This window comes from Paraburkholderia sprentiae WSM5005 (assembly GCF_001865575.2).
GTDB lineage: Bacteria > Pseudomonadota > Gammaproteobacteria > Burkholderiales > Burkholderiaceae > Paraburkholderia > Paraburkholderia sprentiae.
Genome location: NZ_CP017561.2, coordinates 2,126,117 through 2,144,557, shown reverse-complemented (window position 1 = coordinate 2,144,557; position 18,441 = coordinate 2,126,117). Strand labels below are relative to the sequence as shown.

The 18,441-nt window shown below is 63.9% G+C and carries 18 protein-coding genes; 17 read left to right on the top strand and 1 reads right to left on the bottom strand.

All coding sequences use genetic code 11. From position 1 onward, the window contains the following. The first annotated feature begins 104 nt into the window (after positions 1-104). The 8 genes from BJG93_RS09760 (at position 105) to BJG93_RS09725 (ending at position 7,247) form a co-directional block, all read left to right on the top strand. The gene (locus BJG93_RS09760; RefSeq protein WP_027198091.1) at positions 105-935 is read left to right on the top strand and encodes a 3',5'-nucleoside bisphosphate phosphatase; all 831 of its coding nucleotides are present in this window, start codon (positions 105-107) and stop codon (positions 933-935) included. Positions 936-1,048: 113 nt separating this feature from the next. Then, positions 1,049-1,684 carry an L-threonylcarbamoyladenylate synthase gene (locus BJG93_RS09755; protein ID WP_027198090.1) on the top strand — a complete coding sequence of 212 codons (636 nt, stop codon included), beginning with the start codon at positions 1,049-1,051 and terminating at the stop codon, positions 1,682-1,684. Between the two features lie 56 nt (positions 1,685-1,740). Further along, complete coding sequence (locus tag BJG93_RS09750; RefSeq protein ID WP_027198089.1) at positions 1,741-2,403, top strand: site-2 protease family protein; 663 nt, start codon at positions 1,741-1,743, stop codon at positions 2,401-2,403. Positions 2,404-2,409: 6 nt separating this feature from the next. Then, entirely contained in the window at positions 2,410-3,612 is a 1,203-nt protein-coding gene (locus tag BJG93_RS09745; RefSeq protein WP_027198088.1) for a tryptophan--tRNA ligase, read from the top strand. 28 nt (positions 3,613-3,640) lie between these two features. Continuing rightward, positions 3,641-4,243 carry a class I SAM-dependent methyltransferase gene (locus tag BJG93_RS09740; RefSeq protein ID WP_027198087.1) on the top strand — a complete coding sequence of 201 codons (603 nt, stop codon included), beginning with the start codon at positions 3,641-3,643 and terminating at the stop codon, positions 4,241-4,243. Positions 4,244-4,286: 43 nt separating this feature from the next. After that, positions 4,287-5,204 (top strand): 4-hydroxy-tetrahydrodipicolinate synthase, encoded by a 918-nt coding sequence (gene dapA, locus BJG93_RS09735; protein ID WP_027198086.1) that lies wholly within the window; start codon positions 4,287-4,289, stop codon positions 5,202-5,204. Between the two features lie 122 nt (positions 5,205-5,326). Beyond that, the gene (gene bamC / locus BJG93_RS09730; RefSeq protein ID WP_027198085.1) at positions 5,327-6,466 is read left to right on the top strand and encodes an outer membrane protein assembly factor BamC; all 1,140 of its coding nucleotides are present in this window, start codon (positions 5,327-5,329) and stop codon (positions 6,464-6,466) included. Between the two features lie 7 nt (positions 6,467-6,473). Next, positions 6,474-7,247: an MBL fold metallo-hydrolase gene (locus tag BJG93_RS09725; protein WP_027198084.1), complete on the top strand. Its 774-nt coding sequence runs from the start codon at positions 6,474-6,476 to the stop codon at positions 7,245-7,247. 154 nt (positions 7,248-7,401) lie between these two features. Here the strand turns inward: BJG93_RS09725 and BJG93_RS09720 are convergent, their stop codons facing one another. Continuing rightward, positions 7,402-8,100 (bottom strand): Bax inhibitor-1/YccA family protein, encoded by a 699-nt coding sequence (locus tag BJG93_RS09720; protein WP_027198083.1) that lies wholly within the window; start codon positions 8,098-8,100, stop codon positions 7,402-7,404. Positions 8,101-8,369: 269 nt separating this feature from the next. On the opposite strand from BJG93_RS09720, the gene ndk reads away from it, so the two are divergent. The 9 genes from ndk to hfq all read left to right on the top strand — a co-directional run bounded on the left by ndk (position 8,370) and on the right by hfq (position 18,404). After that, positions 8,370-8,795 carry a nucleoside-diphosphate kinase gene (gene ndk, locus BJG93_RS09715; protein ID WP_027198082.1) on the top strand — a complete coding sequence of 142 codons (426 nt, stop codon included), beginning with the start codon at positions 8,370-8,372 and terminating at the stop codon, positions 8,793-8,795. A gap of 200 nt (positions 8,796-8,995) precedes the next feature. Next, entirely contained in the window at positions 8,996-10,147 is a 1,152-nt protein-coding gene (gene rlmN / locus BJG93_RS09710; RefSeq protein ID WP_027198081.1) for a 23S rRNA (adenine(2503)-C(2))-methyltransferase RlmN, read from the top strand. A gap of 212 nt (positions 10,148-10,359) precedes the next feature. After that, a complete protein-coding gene (locus BJG93_RS09705; RefSeq protein ID WP_027198080.1) occupies positions 10,360-11,502 on the top strand; it encodes a RodZ domain-containing protein in 1,143 nt (380 codons plus the stop codon). Between the two features lie 97 nt (positions 11,503-11,599). Continuing rightward, positions 11,600-12,904, top strand: coding sequence for a flavodoxin-dependent (E)-4-hydroxy-3-methylbut-2-enyl-diphosphate synthase (ispG, locus tag BJG93_RS09700; protein ID WP_174566102.1), 1,305 nt, complete (start codon positions 11,600-11,602; stop codon positions 12,902-12,904). 21 nt (positions 12,905-12,925) lie between these two features. Next, positions 12,926-14,266, top strand: a complete 1,341-nt coding sequence (hisS, locus tag BJG93_RS09695; protein ID WP_027198078.1) for a histidine--tRNA ligase — start codon at positions 12,926-12,928, stop codon at positions 14,264-14,266. 66 nt (positions 14,267-14,332) lie between these two features. Next, a complete protein-coding gene (locus BJG93_RS09690) occupies positions 14,333-14,962 on the top strand; it encodes a YfgM family protein (protein ID WP_027198077.1) in 630 nt (209 codons plus the stop codon). A 78-nt stretch (positions 14,963-15,040) separates the two neighbouring features. Continuing rightward, positions 15,041-16,186, top strand: coding sequence for an outer membrane protein assembly factor BamB (gene bamB / locus BJG93_RS09685; RefSeq protein WP_027198076.1), 1,146 nt, complete (start codon positions 15,041-15,043; stop codon positions 16,184-16,186). Between the two features lie 469 nt (positions 16,187-16,655). Further along, entirely contained in the window at positions 16,656-17,993 is a 1,338-nt protein-coding gene (der, locus tag BJG93_RS09680; RefSeq protein ID WP_027198075.1) for a ribosome biogenesis GTPase Der, read from the top strand. 174 nt (positions 17,994-18,167) lie between these two features. After that, the gene (gene hfq / locus BJG93_RS09675; RefSeq protein ID WP_006051315.1) at positions 18,168-18,404 is read left to right on the top strand and encodes an RNA chaperone Hfq; all 237 of its coding nucleotides are present in this window, start codon (positions 18,168-18,170) and stop codon (positions 18,402-18,404) included. Positions 18,405-18,441: the final 37 nt, after the last annotated feature.

The following is an 18,441-nucleotide window of genomic DNA, read 5'->3' as shown; positions in this document are numbered from 1 at the left end:
CCCGGCTCGCGGCACGCGGGCAACCGGAGCAGGCGTCGCGAGATACCTCTGCGGCCACTTACTGCGTTGCAGTAAAATGACTGGAGAACCTTTCCCGGACCACGATGAACGCCGATCTCCACTGCCACTCCACCGTTTCCGACGGCCTGTTCGCACCGGCCGACGTCGCGCGCCGCGCGTACGCGAACGGCGTGACGCTGTGGGCGCTCACCGATCACGACGAAGTGGGCGGCCAGCAGGAGGCGCGCGCCACGGCCGAGGCTCTCGGCATCAAGTACCTGAGCGGCGTCGAGATTTCAGTCACGTGGGCGGGGCGCACCGTGCATATCGTCGGACTCGGCATCGATCCGACCAGCCGGATCCTGATCGACGGTCTCGCACGGACTCGCGACGGCCGTGCCGCGCGCGCCGAAGCGATCGGCGAGCGACTGGCCGCGCTCGGCGTTCCAGACGCGTACGAGGGCGCGCTGCAATACGTGTCGAATCCCGACATGATGTCGCGCACCCATTTCGCGCGCTTCATGGTTGAACATGGTCACTGCGCAAACGCGCAGGAAGTGTTCGACCGTTATCTCGGCGACGGCAAGCCGGGCTACATCGCGCACCGCTGGGCCAAGCTCGCCGATGCGCTGGGCTGGATCCAGGCCGCGGGCGGCGTCGCGGTCGTCGCGCATCCGGGTCGCTACGCGTATTCGCAACTCGAATTCGACACGTTCTTCGGCGAATTCATCGACCTCGGCGGCAAGGCGATCGAGGTCGTAACGGGCAGCCACACGCCCGACCAGTACCGCGAATACGCGGACGTCGCGCGTCGCTTCGGCTTCGAGGCCTCGCGTGGCTCCGACTTCCATGCGCCTGGCGAAGGCCGCATCGAACTCGGCGCGCTGCCGCCGTTACCCGCTGATCTGAAGCCCGTCTGGGAACGCTGGCTGTGACCGCGCGCCGTGCCGGTACGGCACGTCGCGCGCGCGGGCTAGCTGGATGCGGCACGCGCTCTGCTCTCCGCAGCCCATCTGCCGCAGTCCGTCTGCCGCCACCGTGAGTCTCCATGTCCCAATACTTTCGGCTTCATCCCGACAATCCGCAGCCGCGCCTCGTCAAGCAGGCCGTGCAGATCATCAACGACGGCGGCGTGGTCGCCTTGCCGACCGATTCGACCTACGCGCTTGCCTGCCGTCTCGACGACAAGGATGCGGTCGAGCGTCTGCGGCGCATCCGCGGACTCGACGAAAAGCAGCTGCTGTCGCTGCTGGTGCGCGACCTGTCCGAGCTCGCCAATTTTGCGATGGTGGACAACTGGCAGTATCGGCTGCTCAAATCGGTGACCCCGGGTCCCTATGTGTTCGTGCTGCAGGCGACCAAAGAAGTGCCGCGGCGCGTGTCGCATCCATCGCGCAAGACGATCGGCCTGCGAGTGCCGGACCACGCGATCACGCTCGCGATTCTCGAGGAACTCGGTCAGCCGCTGCTCGGCTCGACGCTGATCATGCCTGGCGAAAGCGAGCCGCTGAACGACCCGGAGGAAATCCGCGCGCGGCTCGAAAAGCAGCTCGATCTGGTGATCGACGGCGGTGCGTGCGTGTGCGAGCCGTCCACCGTGATCGATCTGACGGGTTCGGAGCCGGTGCTGGTGCGGGCAGGGCGCGGCCCGCTCGCGCCGTTCGGCCTCGAGCAAACAGCGTGAGTGGCGTGAGCGAAAGCGGACAGACGCCCGCGAGCGCGTTGTTACAATAGCGAGTTATGGATTCCTCCCTGATACAGACGATTGCGGTGTACGCGCTGCCGGTGATCTTCGCGATCACGCTGCACGAGGCCGCGCACGGCTACGTCGCGCGCTGGCTCGGCGACAACACCGCCTACGTGCTCGGCCGCGTGTCGCTCAACCCGATGCGGCACATCGATCCGCTCGGCACGATCGCCATTCCGTTGCTGCTGTACTTCGCGACGAGCGGCGCGTTCATGTTCGGCTATGCGAAGCCGGTGCCGGTCGCGTTCGGCAATTTGCGCAACCCGCGCTGGGGCAGCCTATGGGTCGCGGCGGCCGGCCCTCTCTGCAATTTCATCCAGGCGCTGATCTGGGGCGTGTTCGGTGTTGCGCTCGCGGTGCTCAATGTCAACGAACCGTTTTTTACACGCATGGCGGGTGCGGGCGTCGGCGTCAATCTCGTGCTCGGCGTGTTGAACCTGTTTCCGCTGCCGCCGCTCGATGGGGGCCGCGTGGTGATGGCCCTGTTGCCGCCGAAGCAATCGATCGCGTTGTCGCGGCTCGAGCCGTACGGCTTTTTCATTGTGATGGCGCTCGTGATGACGGGTACGCTCACGCGTTTCTGGTTGAAGCCACTGGTTACGCTCGGCTATAGCGCCATCACCGCAATTCTGACTCCACTTGTTTCGCTTTTCTAAATAACCATGTTCCCAGACCGTATCTTCTCCGGCATGCGGCCCACCGGGTCGCTGCACCTCGGCCACTATCACGGCGTGCTGAAAAACTGGGTGCGGCTGCAGTCCGAGTACCCGTGCTTCTTCTGCGTGGTCGACTGGCACGCGCTGACGACGCACTACGAAACGCCCGAAGTGATCGAAAAGAACGTATGGGACGTGCTGATCGACTGGCTCGCTTCTGGCATCGATCCGGCGCAGGCGACGCTGTTCATCCAGAGCAAGGTGCCCGAGCATGCCGAGCTCGCGCTGCTGCTCGGCATGAGCACGCCGCTCGGCTGGCTCGAACGCGTGCCGACCTACAAGGAGCAGATGGAAAAGCTGAAGGACAAGGATTTGTCCACCTACGGCTTCCTCGGCTATCCGGTGCTGATGGCGGCGGACATTCTGCTATATCGCGGCTCGCTCGTGCCGGTCGGTGAAGACCAGGTGCCGCACGTCGAGATGACGCGTGAAATCGCGCGCCGTTTCAACTACCTGTACGGCCGCGAGCCGGGTTTCGAGGAGAAGGCGAACGAAGCTGCGAAGAAGCTCGGCGGCAAGCGCGCGAAGCTGTATCACGAACTACGCAACGCGCATCAGCAGGAAGGCGACGACGAAGCGCTCGAGCGCGCGCGGGCGCTGCTGCAGGAATCGCAAAGCCTGTCGATGAGCGATCGCGAGCGCCTGTTCGGCTATCTGGAAGGCTCCCGCAAGATCATCCTCGTCGAGCCGCAGGCGATGCTGACTGAGGCGTCGCGCATGCCGGGTCTCGACGGCCAGAAGATGTCGAAGTCGTACGGCAACACGATCGGCCTGCGCGAAGACGCGGAAACGATCACGAAGAAGGTCCGTACGATGCCGACCGACCCCGCGCGAGTGCGCCGCACCGATCCGGGCGATCCGGACAAATGCCCGGTGTGGCAGCTGCATCAGGTCTATACCGACAAGGCGACCCACGAGTGGGTGCAGAAGGGCTGCCGCTCGGCGGGCATCGGTTGTCTCGATTGCAAGCAGCCGGTCGTCGAAGGGATTCTGCGCGAGCAGCAGCCTATGCTCGAGCGCGCGCAGAAGTACATGGACGACCCGTCGCTGTTGCGCGCGATCGTCGCCGACGGTTGCGACAAGGCGCGCCGCTTCGCCACCGAAACGATGCGCGACGTCCGCGAGGCGATGGGCCTGTCGTACAACTGATGCGCGCTCGATGCGCCGCACCTAAGCGATGAGTTCGCCCGTTACCAGTGGTTTGCACGGCCTCGGTGAACCGTCGCGCTGGGTGCGTCACTGGGCGCACCTGATCGCGCCGGGCGGCGCGGTGCTCGACGTCGCATCGGGCGCCGGGCGCCACGCGCGCTTTCTTGCGTCGCTGGGCCATCCCGTCACCGCGATTGATCGCGACGCGGCTGCGCTCGATCTGCTGCGCGACGTGCCGCTCGTCACGCCGGTCGTAGCCGATCTCGAAGATGCGCCGTGGCCATTGCCTCGCGACGCGGAGTTCGCCGCGGTCGTCGTCACTCACTACCTGCATCGGCCGCTTTTTCCACAGTTGCTGCGCGCGCTCGCACCCGGCGGCATACTGGTTTACGAGACCTTCGCGCAAGGAAACGAAAGCGTCGGTAAACCCTCCAATCCGGCGTATTTGCTGACGCCTGGCGAGCTGCTCGACATTGTGCGGGGTCAGCTGCGGGTGATCGCATTTCAGGACGGTTTTGTCGCCGAGCCGCGCCCGGCCTACGTTCAGCGCATCTGCGCGGTTCGGGAAGCGGCCTGTGCTGATGATCCCGCGCGGGCAACAGCGCCACCTTGTTACGAGTTGGCTGGCTAATCCGCTACAATCGCGGTTTACCTGATCATATTCATGGCGTTTCATGACTAACGGCAACCACAGCGGTCACCAGAACGGCGTTCAGATCCGCGGCAGCATCCCCGCCATCATCACCCCGATGCTCGAAGACGGCAGCCTCGATCTGCCGGCGTTTCGCAAACTGATCGATTGGCACGTCGAGGAAGGCACGAATGCGCTCGTCGTGGTCGGCACGAGCGGCGAATCGGCCACGCTGTCGGTCGAAGAACACGTGCTGATGGTCAAGACCGCGGTCGAGCACACCGCTGGCCGGATTCCGGTCATCGCGGGCGCGGGCGCCAACTCCACCGCTGAAGCGATCGAACTGACGCGGCACGCGAAGGACGTCGGCGCCGATGCCACGCTGCAGGTCGTCCCGTACTACAACAAGCCGACCCAGGAAGGCATCTACCGCCATTTTGCGAAGATCGCCGAAACCGTCGATCTGCCGGTGATCCTCTACAACGTGCCCGGCCGCACCGTCGCCGACATGAGCAACGAAACCATCCTGCGCTGCGCGCAGGTGCCGGGCATCGTTGGCGTCAAGGAAGCCACCGGCAACATCGACCGCGCCGCGCATCTGATCAAGTCGGCGCCGGCGCACTTCGGCATCTATAGCGGCGACGATCCCACTGCGATCGCACTGATGCTGCTCGGCGGCCATGGCAATATTTCGGTCACCGCGAACGTCGCGCCGCGCGCAATGAGCCAGCTATGCAAGGCCGCGCTCGCGGCGGACGTGAAGACCGCGCGCGACATTCATCTGAAACTCCTGTCGCTGCACAAGTACCTGTTTGCCGAAGCGAATCCGATTCCGGCGAAATGGGCGCTGCAGCAACTGGGGCGAGTGCAGGGCGGCATCCGCCTGCCGCTCACGCCGCTCGACGTGCAATACCACGAAGTGGTGCGCGGCGCGTTGCGTGATGCGGGCCTGCTAGGCTGAACGGCCAAGCGTGCCGCCGCCCACGCAAGACCGCCACCGGCATTTCATTAACCGACGTCGCTTCAGCCCACGTTCCCGGCAGATCGAACGAGGCATCGCGTTCCAGCATCACGAAGGACCTCATGAAACGTTCCGCATTTTCCCTCCACGCAACCCGCATGGCGGCGCTGGCGCTTGCCCTGTCGACGCTCGCCGGCTGTGACACGCTGAACGACTGGTTCGCTTCCGACCGCGTCAACTACAAGGCGACCTCGAGCGCGCCGCCGCTCGCCGTGCCGAGCGATCTGAGCACGTCGCCGAACGACCAGCGCTATGTGGCGCCGCCCGCCAATCTGGCGCTGGGTGGCACGCCGACCCGTGCTGTCACGGCGGCTGGCAACGCGACCGAAGGCCAGCCGACTGCGCAGGATCCGCTCGGCATGCACATCGAGCGCGACGGCGACCGTCGCTGGCTTGTGGTAGACGGCCGGTCGCCGGAGCAGCTGTGGCCGCAGTTGCAGGAGTTCTGGCAGGAGAACGGCTTCGCACTGAAGACGGACGCGCCGGCCACCGGCATCATGTCGACCGACTGGGCGGAAAACCGCGCGAACATTCCGGACGACTGGTTCCGCCGCACGATCGGCAAGGTCATCGACTTCGCCTATTCGTCCGGTACCCGCGACAGTTTCCGCACGCTGGTGTCGCGCGGTTCGGACAGCGCGACCGATATCTCAATCACGCATAGCGCGATGGAAGAAGTGCTGACCGGGCAGGACAAGACGTCCTCGCGCTGGGAAGAGCGTCCGCGCGACCCGGCTCTCGAGGCGCTGTTCCTCGCGAAGCTGATGCAGAAGTTCGGCCTGACCGAAGCGCAGTCGAAGCAGCTGCTGACCGACGCGCGCCCGGCGACCGCGCCGACCACCATTGAGCAGAACGCGGGCGCCTCGACGCTCGATCTGCAGGAGTCGTTCGACCGCGCCTGGCTGCGTGTGGGCCTCGCGCTCGATCGCACCAACTTCACGGTCGACAATCGCGATCGCGAGAAGGGCATCTATTACGTGCGCTACGCGGATTCGATGCAGGAACTGAAGAAGGAAGGCTTGTTCGGCAAGCTGTTCTACAGCGGCAATTCGACGCGCAAGCCGGGCCAGGAATTCCGCGTCAACGTGCGCGCGAAGGGCGACGCGGTGACGCAGATTGCGGTCGTCGACGCGAATGGGCAGGTCGACACGTCGTCGGATGCGCAGCGCATCGTGTCGCTGCTGCACGCGCAACTGAACTAGGCGGGTCGTGCGCTTCGCAAGTCTCGGCAGCGGCAGTGAAGGTAATGCGCTGCTGGTGGAAGCGCACAGCGGCGCAGTCACCACGCGTGTGCTGCTCGATTGCGGTTTTTCCGCGCGTGAAGTCGAACGGCGTCTGACGCGGCTCGGCGCGAGCGCCGAGCACCTCGACGCGATCCTGATTACGCATGAACATAGCGATCACATCGGCAGCGCCTTGACGCTGGCGCGGAAGTGGTCGATTCCGCTGTACATGAGCTGGGGCACCGCGCGCGCGGTGGGCGCCGACCAAGCCGATATCGACCTGCAGGTGCTGTGGGGCGATGAGGCGGTAGCGATCGGCGAGCTCAGCGTTCTCCCTTATACCGTTCCGCACGACGCTCGCGAACCGCTGCAATACGTGTTCTCAAACGGCGCGAGCCGGCTCGGCGTGCTCACCGACGTGGGCACGTCCACGCCGCATATCAGCGCGGTGCTGAGCGGCTGCGACGCGCTCGTGCTCGAATGCAATCACGACGTGCAGATGCTCGCGGGCAGTCGTTATCCGCCGTCGCTGAAGGCGCGAATCGGCGGTAATCACGGACATCTGAACAATGATGCGGCGGCTGAAATTCTGGCGTCGCTGGACCGCTCGCGTTTGCGGCATTTGGTCGCCGCGCATCTGAGCCAGCAGAACAATCTGCCGGAACTTGCGCGGGCGGCGTTGGCGGGCGTGCTTGGCGCGACGCCCATAGAGGTGGTGGTTGCGTCCCAGAGCGACGGTTTCGCATGGTTGACCCTGTAACGCGCGCACGGGATTGACGTCAGACGCGCCGAGCGCCACGTGCCAGATGGCCACGCAATGAAAAAAGCCCATAACGAGCAACCGTTATGGGCTTTTCCTTTGCTACTTTGCGCCTCGAGCGCGGCGTGGAGGCACGGCGCGCGACCCGCCAGAGTTAGTTGCGGTTGCCGCCGAAAATGCCGAGCAGCGCGAGCAGGTTGACGAACACGTTGTACAGATCCAGGTAGATCGCGAGCGTTGCGGTGATGTAGTTCGTCTCGCCGCCGTTCACGACGCGCTGCACGTCGAACATGATGTAGGCGGAAAAGATCACGATTGCCATGACCGAGACCGTCAGCATCAGTGCCGGCAGTTGCAGGAACACGTTCGCGACCGAAGCCAGCAGGATCACAATCACGCCCATGAAGAGCCACTTGCCGAGGCCCGAGAAGTCGCGCTTGCTGACGGTGGCGATAGTCGCCATGGCCGCGAAGATCACACCAGTGCCACCAAACGCGAGCATGATCAGCGACGGGCCGTTCGAGAAGCCGAGAACGAACGCGAGAATGCGCGACAGCATCAGCCCCATGAAAAACGTGAAGCCGAGCAATACGAACACGCCAACGGCGCTGTCCTTGGTGCGCTGGATCGCGAACATGAAGCCGAAGGCGATCGCGAAGAAAGCCAGCATGCTCATGGCAGGGCTGGTGGCGGCGAACAGCGAGAAGCCGGTGGCAAGACCGACCCACGCGCCGAGCACGGTTGGAATCATGGACAGCGCGAGCAGCCAGTAGGTGTTTCGTAGCACGCGGTTGCGCGTTTCGGCCGTGCTCACCGCGCCGTTGCGGCCAAACATATACGGATGTTCGTTCATGGTCTCTCCTTACCTCGGAAGCGTGTTTCGTGATGGTGATACGGCAATTCGCGAAGCGCCCGCGAGCGCAGCGTTCATCCGTAAGATTAGCGCGGCGGCACGGAGTTTCAATACCCTCGAGTCGCCCACATGGCCTACGCTACCAGTATTTTACACCCTGCGCTTCGATCCTTTCAATAATGTAAGGGTTCGATCGCAATGATGGCCGGGAACATGCTACAATAGCGGATTCATTTGAATCTGTAACCTCTTAATTTTTTGGAGTTTTTATGGCGATCGAACGTACCCTGTCGATTATCAAGCCGGACGCAGTGGCCAAGAACGTAATCGGCCAGATCTACACCCGCTTCGAAAACGCTGGTCTGAAGATCGTGGCTTCGCGCATGGTGCATCTGTCGCGTGCTGACGCCGAGAAGTTCTACGCTGTGCACGCAGCACGTCCGTTCTTCAAGGACCTCGTCGAGTTCATGATCTCGGGTCCGGTGGTCGTGCAAGCGCTTGAAGGCGAAAACGCGATCCTGAAGCACCGTGACCTGATGGGTGCGACGGACCCGAAGAAGGCCGAGAAGGGCACGATCCGCGCCGACTTCGCCGACAGTATCGACGCCAATGCGGTGCACGGCTCCGACGCACCGGAAACGGCCGCGGTTGAAATCGCGTTCTTCTTCCCCCAGGTCAACGTCTACTCGCGCTGAGGTCAGGCGCTGATCTCGGTCGCCTGTCGCAAGCTGTCAGCCTGGCGCGTTTCGTGTGGCCCAACTGTTTTATCGCATGAATCGCGCGCGCGGCACGGCAAAGTAGTAAGGTAAAAGCAGCAGGAATGGGCGCGAACGGCATGGCGTTCATGCAGCTTGTTGCGTGAACGTAGTCTCGCACTGAAATGGCAGGATTCGACATGACGAGCAGTCCCTCCGTCAACCTTCTCGACCTCGACGCCCAAGGGCTCGTCGCCTATTGCGACAGCCTGGGCGAGAAACCGTTTCGCGCCAAGCAATTGCAGCGTTGGATTCACCAATACAACGCTGCCGACTTCGATTGCATGACCGATCTCGCGAAGTCCTTGCGCGAAAAGCTCAAAGGCCGGGCCGCGATCACGATGCCGGGCGTCGTCAGCGACCACGTCTCGTCGGACGGCACACGCAAGTGGCTGATCGATGTCGGCAACGGCAACGCCGTTGAAACCGTGTACATCCCGGAAGAAACGCGCGGCACGCTGTGCGTGTCGTCGCAGGCCGGGTGCGCGGTCAACTGCCGGTTTTGCTCGACCGGCAAGCAGGGGTTCTCCCGCAATCTCACCACCGGCGAAATCATCGGCCAGTTGCGCATGGCCGAGTTCGCGCTGCGCGCGTCGCGCGGCGATGCGCTCGGCCGCGCGATGGGCGGCGACGGCAAAGGCGAGCGGGTCGTCACGAACGTGGTGATGATGGGCATGGGCGAGCCGCTGCTCAACTACGACGCTGTCGTGCCGGCCATGCGCCTAATGCTCGACGACAACGCGTACGGCCTGTCACGCCGGCGCGTCACGCTGTCCACGTCGGGCGTCGTTCCGATGATGGACCGGCTCGGCGCGGATTTGCCCGTAGCGCTCGCGGTGTCGCTGCATGCGTCGAACGACGCACTGCGCGATGTGCTGGTGCCGCTCAACAAAAAGTATCCGCTGCGCGAACTGATGGCGGCGTGCGAGCGCTATCTGAAAGTTGCGCCGCGCGATTTCATCACGTTCGAATACTGCATGCTCGATGGCGTGAACGACAGTGAGGCGCACGCGCGCGAGCTGCTCGCTGTCACGCGCAACGTGCCGTGCAAGTTCAATCTGATTCCGTTCAATCCGTTCCCCGAATCGGGCCTCGTCCGCTCGAAGTCGGAACAGATCAAGCGGTTTGCGCAAGTGTTGATGGACGCGGGCGTCGTCACCACCGTGCGCAAGACCCGTGGCGACGATATCGATGCTGCCTGCGGTCAGCTGGCCGGCGCGGTGAAAGACCGCACGCGTCTTGCTGAGCGCACCGGGAGGGCGGCGAAGGTGATCGAGGTTCGCGCCGTGTAATCGCGCGGGGCGGCAGGGCGTCGGCGTTCGGCGGAACACTCCGTGAGCGCGAAAATGCTGCCATGCCACCGCCGATTGAAAAGAAAGTTTGCAGAATCGATCAGGAGCGGCACACAAAGCCGCGCATTTTGTTATAAACGGTCTGCGATTCGGAGCGAGGCTCAGGCCCGTCCGGTCACACGACTAAAAGAATCGACGCGAAAGGATTTGGGATGAGTGAGCCGCAGCACCCGCAGCCGCACGAGACAGACACGAACGATGGCCATCCGGCACCCGTTGCCCGAGCAGTGGTCCAGCCTGCCGTGCAGCCGGCCCTCGATTCGTTGGCGGCGGTTGGCGCGCGCTTGACCCAGTTGCGCGAGTCGAAGGGCTGGACGATCGAGGACGTGTCGGCGCGGCTGAAGGTGTCGATCGTCAAGCTGAGGGCGCTCGAGGCGGGCGACATCAGCCATCTGCCGGACACGACGTTCGCACTCGGTGTCGTACGCAGCTACGCGAAAATGCTGGGCGCCGATCCGGCGCCTTTTACGGCGGCGCTGCGTCGCGAGAAGGGCGTGCCGGCGCCGAACCTGTCGATGCCGGCGTCATCCGGCAAGGATCTGCCGCGCGGCAAGGTTTCGCTGTCGCTCGGCGACAGCGGGCACAAGAGCCGATCGTGGCTGTGGGGCATTGCGGCGATCGTCGTCGCGGTCATCGCGCTGGGCATGTGGCGCACGAACGGCGGCGACTCGTCCGCGTGGCTCGCGCGACTGAAGGCAAGCGCGAATAGTTCGACGACCAGCGACACGGCGGCATCGGGTGCGGTCGCGCAAGGTCCGACGACGCCAGCGGCGGAAGGCGCATCGGCGCCGGACGCAGGGGCGGCGACGGCTGACAACGCGGTGAGTCCGGACAACCCGGCGTCTGCGTCGGTAACGCCGATGCCTGCGCCGCTTGCCACTGGCACCGCGCCGGGCTCGGCGCCAGCGGCGAATACAGCGGCGGCGCCAGCAGCAGCGGCACCGGAGGCCGGCTCGAAAGCCCAAGCGGCTCAGGATGCCTCACGGGCCGCGCGCGCACCGCTGACCGTGGCAAATGCGCCGGCAGCGGCGGCCACGCCAGCGCCAGGAGAGGCAGTTGTCGCACTGCGCGTGACGCAGGACAGCTGGTTCAGCGTACGCGACAAGAGCGGTAAGGAACTGTTCTCCGGCCTAGTGCATGCGGGCGATCCGGAGGAAGTGACGGGTGTTGGTCCGTTCAAGGTTACGGTCGGCAACAAGGCCGGTCTCGAGTCGGTGACGCTCGACGGTCAGCCGGTCGATCCGTCGAAATATGCGGCAGCCAAGGGCAACGTGGCACGCTTCGCACTGCCTTGACACATACAGTACGCGCCGCGGCCAACCGGCCGGCGGCGCTTTTTCAATTCAGGCGCTGCGTTTTTGCATAGCGCGTGCGGCGTAAATGGGTTTTTCGATGCAAACCGAAGCTCAATCCCAATCCTGTAGCAAGATCGTTTCAGACGAACCGGTGTTCGGCGGCCACGCGATGCGGCGCAAGTCACATGCGGTCAACGTCCGCTGGGGCGGCCAGCTCGTGACCATCGGCGGCGATGCGCCGGTGCGCGTGCAGTCGATGACCAACACCGACACCGCCGACGCGATCGGCACCGCCATCCAGATCAAGGAACTGGCGCAAGCCGGTTCAGAACTGGTGCGTATCACCGTGAATACGCCGGAAGCGGCGGCGGCCGTCCCGGCGGTCCGCGAGCAGCTCGACCGCATGGGCGTGACGGTGCCATTGGTCGGCGACTTCCATTACAACGGTCACCTGCTGCTGCGCGACTATCCGGGCTGCGCGGAATCGCTTTCGAAATACCGGATCAATCCGGGTAACGTCGGGCACGGCGCGAAGCGCGACACGCAGTTCGCGCAAATGATCGAGGCCGCGATCAAATACGACAAGCCGGTGCGCATCGGCGTGAACTGGGGCAGCCTCGACCAGGACCTGCTCGCGAAGATGATGGACGAAAACGGGTCGCGCGCCACGCCGTGGGAAGCACAAAGCGTGATGTACGAAGCGCTGATCCAGTCGGCGATCGGCTCGGCCGAACGTGCGGTCGAACTCGGTCTCGGGCGTGACCAGATCATCCTGTCGTGCAAGGTCAGCGGCGTGCAGGATCTGATCGCCGTGTACCGTGAACTCGCGCGCCGCTGCGATTTCGCGCTGCATCTTGGCCTGACCGAAGCGGGCATGGGCTCCAAGGGCATCGTCGCGTCGACCGCGGCGCTGTCGGTGCTGCTGCAGCAGGGCATCGGCGACACGATCCGTATTTCGCTGACGCCGGAACCGGGCGGGTCGCGCACCGGCGAAGTGATCGTCGGTCAGGAAATCCTGCAGACGATGGGCCTGCGCTCGTTCACGCCGATGGTGATCGCGTGCCCCGGCTGCGGCCGCACCACGAGCACGCTGTTCCAGGAACTCGCGTCGCAGATCCAGACTTATCTGCGTCAGCAGATGCCGGTTTGGCGCGACCAGTATCCCGGCGTCGAGCAGATGCATGTCGCGGTGATGGGCTGCATCGTCAACGGTCCGGGAGAGTCGAAGCAGGCGAACATCGGCATCAGTCTGCCGGGCTCGGGCGAGAACCCGGCCGCGCCGGTGTTCATCGACGGCGAAAAAGTGAAGACGCTACGCGGCGAGAACATCGCGCAAGAATTCCAGCAAATCGTGAGCGACTATGTCGAGCGCCGCTATGGCCGCGCCGACGTGCTCAACTAAATACCGGCTATCGAAACACAGATGACTGAACAGAAGAAAAAGCTCGAGAAGCTGTCCGGCGTGAAAGGGATGAACGACATCCTTCCGCAGGAAGCCGGGCTCTGGGAATTTTTCGAAACCACCGTCAAGTCGATGCTGCGTTCGTACGGCTACCAGAACATCCGCACGCCGATCGTCGAGCATACGCAACTGTTCACACGCGGTATCGGCGAAGTGACCGACATCGTCGAAAAAGAGATGTACAGTTTCACCGACGCATTGAACGGCGAAAACCTGACGATGCGCCCGGAAAACACGGCAGCGGTGGTGCGCGCATCGATCGAGCACAACATGCTGTACGACGGCCCGAAGCGTCTGTGGTACATCGGTCCGATGTTCCGTCACGAACGTCCGCAACGCGGCCGTTATCGCCAGTTCCATCAGGTCGGCGTCGAAGCGCTCGGCTTCGCGGGTCCGGATGCGGACGCGGAAATCATCATGATGTGCCAGCGCTTGTGGGACGACCTCGGCCTGACCGGCATCAAGCTCCAAATCAACTCGCTCGGCCTTGCTGAAGAACGCGCCGCGCATCGCGTCGAACTGATCGCATACCTCGAAAAACACATCGACGTGCTCGACGAAGACGCCAAGCGCCGCCTTTACACCAACCCGTTGCGCGTGCTCGATACGAAGAATCCTGCGCTTCAGGAAGTCGCACAGAATGCGCCGAAGCTGATCGATTTTCTTGGTGAAGCATCGCGCGCGCACTTCGAAGGCCTGCAGCGTCTGCTGAAGGCGAACAACCTGCCGTTCACGATCAATCCGCGTCTCGTGCGCGGTCTCGATTACTACAATCTGACCGTGTTCGAATGGGTGACCGACAAGCTCGGCGCGCAAGGCACGGTCGCGGCGGGCGGCCGCTACGATCCGCTGATCGAGCAACTTGGCGGCAAGCCGACGGCTGCGTGCGGCTGGGCGATGGGTGTCGAGCGGATTCTCGAGCTGCTGAAGGAAGACCAGCTCGTACCCGAAGACGAAGGCTGCGACGTCTACGTGGTCCATCAGGGCGACGCCGCGCGCGAGCAGGCGTTCATCATCGCCGAACGTCTGCGCGATACGGGCCTCGACGTCATCCTGCACTGCAGCGCGGACGGTCAGTCGGCGAGCTTCAAGTCGCAGATGAAGCGCGCCGACGCGAGCGGCGCCGCGTTTGCGGTCGTGCTCGGCGAAGATGAGATCGCCAACGGTACGGCCGGGGTGAAACCGCTGCGCGATACGCAAGCCAACGGTGGTAAGAACGAGCAACGGAACGTGCCCGCCGAAGACTTGACCGAATATCTAATCAATGCGATGGTTGCATCCGCCGAAGACGGCGACGACTGATCGCGATGTCGTCGGGCCGGCTGGCTCGACACGCACACGCAGCAAGAATGAGGAAATCGCCGGGCAATGAGTTACCACGACGAACAAGAATCGATTGAAAGTCTGAAGGCATGGTGGCAGCAGTGGGGCAATGCGACCACGTGGATCGTGCTGGTAGTGTTGTTGGCCGGCGCGAGCTGGAATGGCTGGAATTTCTGGCAGCGTCGCCAGGCGGCGGAAGCCGCGGTGCTGTATGACCAGGTCCAGCAGGCTGCGGCAAAGGGCGACAAGGCGCAGATCGCGCGCGTCGCCGCCGACATGGAAGACAAGTTCGGCCGCACCGCCTATGCGCAGATGACCGCGCTCGGTGCCGCCAAAGCGCTTTACGCCGCTGGCGACGAAGCCGGCGCGAAAGCGCAGCTGCAATGGGCGATCGATCACGCGAAAGACGATGAGTTCAAGCAGATCGCGAAGTTGCGCATGGCGTCTCTGTTGCTCGACGACAAGGCTTACGACCAGGGCCTTGCGCTCCTGGCCGAGCCGCAATCCGATGCTTTCAAAGGCGTCGTGGCGGACCGCCGCGGCGACCTGCTCGCAGCCCAGGGCAAGCGCGACGACGCGCGCGCGGCCTATAAGCTCGCGCTCGACTCGCTGTCAAAGAGTGACAGCTCGGCGCGCCAGCTGATCCAGTTCAAGCTGGATGCGCTTGGCGGCTAAGCGTCCCGCGCGGCGCGCCGCGAGCGACGACCGCAAGACGGTCTCCTTTAATCCATTTCCTGAATGCTTCGTCCACCGATGAATCTGCTGAAACGTTACGCCGTGCCCGTTATCTGTGCGATGACCGTTCTCACGCTGGCGGCTTGCTCGTCCTCGAAAGACGAGCGCCGTGTGCCGACGCCGCTCACCGAGTTCAAACCCGTGCTCGACGTGCAACAGTCCTGGTCGGCGAGCGTCGGCAAGGCTGGCCGCTACCTGTTTTCGCCGGTTGCGGTCGGCAATGCCGTGTACGCTGCGGGCGCGAACGGCACGGTCGCAAAGATCGACGCGCAAACCGGCAAGGACGTGTGGCGCACCAAGCTGCATGACGATCTGTCGGCGGGTGTCGGCAGCGATGGCACACTGACCGCGGTGGGTGGCCTGAAGGGCGACGTGTACGTGCTCGGCGCGGACGGCAAGGAGTTGTGGACGGCTAAGGCGCCGGGCGAAATCATTACGCCGCCGCTCGTTGGCAACGGCCTCGTGATCGTGCGCACGGTCGACGGCCAGATCGTCGCGTTCAACGCTCAAACCGGTGAGCAGAAGTGGAACTTCCGCAATCGCGCAGTGCCGCTGAACTTGCGCGTGTCGTCGGGCATGACGTTCGCGGGTGACGCGGCCGTGCTGGCCGGCTTCCCGGGCGGCTCCTTCGCCGCGATCAATCTGCAGACGGGCGACGCCTACTGGCAGACGCCGGTGTCGTATCCGAAGGGCGTGACCGAGGTCGAGCGTATCAACGACGTGACCGGCCCGCCCACGCTGGTCGGTTCGGAGACGTGTGCGGTAACGTTCCAAGGCCAGATTGGCTGTTTTGATGCCAACTCGGGCCGCGCGCTGTGGGGCAAGCCGTTCTCGAGCACCAGCGGCCTCGCGCAGGATGAGCGCAGCGTGGTCGCCGCCGACGACTGGTCGATCGTGTCCGCCTTCGACGTGAACAACGGCTCGGTGCTGTGGAAGAACGAGACGCTGAAGAACCGCGACCTGAGCGTACCGATGCTGCTCGGCCGCGCTGCCGTGCTCGGGGACTATCAGGGTTTCGTGCATTTCCTGTCGACCGTCGACGGCACGCTCGTCGCGCGGGTGAAGACCGACGGCAGCGCGATTACCGCGGCGCCGGTGCTGGCCGGCGACACGCTGGTCGTGCAGACGCGCGACGGCGGCCTGTTCGGCTATCGTCCGCACTGACCGCTACACCTGTTGTCAAGCGCGCAGGCCGGCTCTGCCGGCCGCGCGCTTTTTAATTGAAGCTGCGCCGGCTTTGGCACGCGGCTCCCGCATCGGGTTGCGACGCTGCCCATCGCGTGATCGGGCAAGCTCAAAGAAAAAATCGCCGGACGGGCCGGTTCGGCAAGTCGGCGCGAGGTTGTGCCGGCTCATATGCCAAGCCGCGTGTGCGCTTCGCCGCCAGTTTTGCGAACCGGGGACGCGCTCGAACACGAGCGGGCCAGCCGTCGAGCAGCCCGGTTTGAAGCAGGCGGCCGCTGGTGGCGTCCGTACAGCCCGCGCCCCGTCCGCCTGGATGCGCATATCGATCGCGCATCCGGAGCAGGTTGAATTCGTGATAATTTCGTCAGAACGCCGCCTCACGGCGGCCGCCTGGCGTCGCTAAGCGCGCGATCGGTTGCGATCCGCGTCTCACCGTGAACAACATCTGATGAAACCCGTTATTGCCCTCGTTGGGCGCCCCAATGTGGGGAAATCCACGCTGTTCAACCGCCTCACGCGTTCGCGTGACGCGCTGGTCGCCGACCTGCCCGGTCTCACGCGCGATCGCCATTACGGCGAAGGACGCGCCGGCGAGCGGCCGTATCTGGTCGTCGATACCGGCGGCTTCGAGCCGGTCGCGAAAGACGGCATCCTGCACGAGATGGCGCGCCAGACCCGTCAGGCGGTCGAGGAGTCGGACGTCGTCGTGTTCATCGTCGATGGGCGCAACGGTCTCGCGCCGCAGGACAAGTCGATCGCCGACTATCTGCGCAAGGTCGGCCGGCCGATCTTCCTCGTCGTGAACAAGGCCGAGGGCATGAAGTACGCCAACGTCGCGGCCGACTTCTACGAGCTCGGTCTCGGCGATCCGCGCGCGATTTCGGCCGCGCACGGCGACGGCGTCACGGACATGATCAACGAGGCGCTCGAAGTCGCGTATGCAGGTCAGCCGGAAGAGAGCGAGGAAGACGAGGGAGCCCGCGGCGTGAAGATCGCCATCGTCGGCCGGCCGAACGTTGGCAAGTCGACGCTGATCAATGCGCTGGTCGGCGAAGAGCGCGTGATCGCATTCGACATGCCGGGCACGACGCGTGACTCGATCTACGTCGATTTCGAGCGCAATGGCAAGCCGTACACGCTGATCGACACGGCCGGCCTGCGGCGTCGCGGCAAGGTGTTCGAGGCGATCGAAAAGTTCTCGGTCGTGAAGACGCTGCAGTCGATCTCCGATGCGAATGTCGTGATCCTGCTGCTCGACGCGCGCCAGGACATTTCGGAGCAGGACGCGCACATCGCCGGCTTCGTCGTCGAGCAGGGCCGCGCGCTAGTGGTTGGCGTGAACAAATGGGACGGTCTCGATCCGCATGTGCGCGAGCGCACCAAAGCGGACCTCGAACGCAAACTAAAATTTCTGGACTTCGCCAAATTCCATTTCATTTCCGCCGCGGAAAAAACCGGAATCGGGCCGCTGATGCGTTCGGTCGACGACGCATACGCTGCCGCAATGTCGAAGCTGCCGACGCCAAAGCTGACGCGTGCGCTGATCGAGGCGGTCGAGTTCCAGCAGCCGCGGCGCCGCGGTCCGGTGCGTCCGAAGCTGCGTTACGCACACCAGGGCGGGCAGAATCCGCCGATTATCGTGATTCACGGCAATGCGCTCGACGCGATCACCGACACGTATAAGCGGTACCTCGAGAATCGCTTCCGGGAAACTTTCAAGCTGACCGGGACTCCATTGCGAATAGAGTTCAGATCGTCGACGAACCCTTACGCGGATAAGGGCTGAAGCAGGTGAAGGCGGTCTTAAACCTGGGCTGAAACCCGCATGTACGCTGGGTTTGGCCGCGGGTCCCGGGCCCGCGCGTCGAAATGAAAATCAGCTATAGTGTAGCGGTTGGCGGCGGATCTCTTTTTCTTCGCCGTCAATTCAGTCAACCTGCAAAAAAATACGGAGTTTGCTATGAGCAACAAAGGGCAATTGTTACAAGACCCGTTTTTGAACGCACTGCGTAAAGAGCACGTGCCGGTGTCGATCTACCTGGTCAACGGCATCAAGCTTCAAGGGAACATCGAATCGTTCGACCAGTACGTCGTGTTGCTCAGGAATACGGTCACCCAGATGGTCTACAAGCACGCCATTTCGACGGTCGTGCCCGCCCGTCCGGTGAATTTCCACCCGGATTCCGAACAGTCCTAACCCTCGCCGCGGCCGGCTCAGCGTCGCCCGTTGGCGA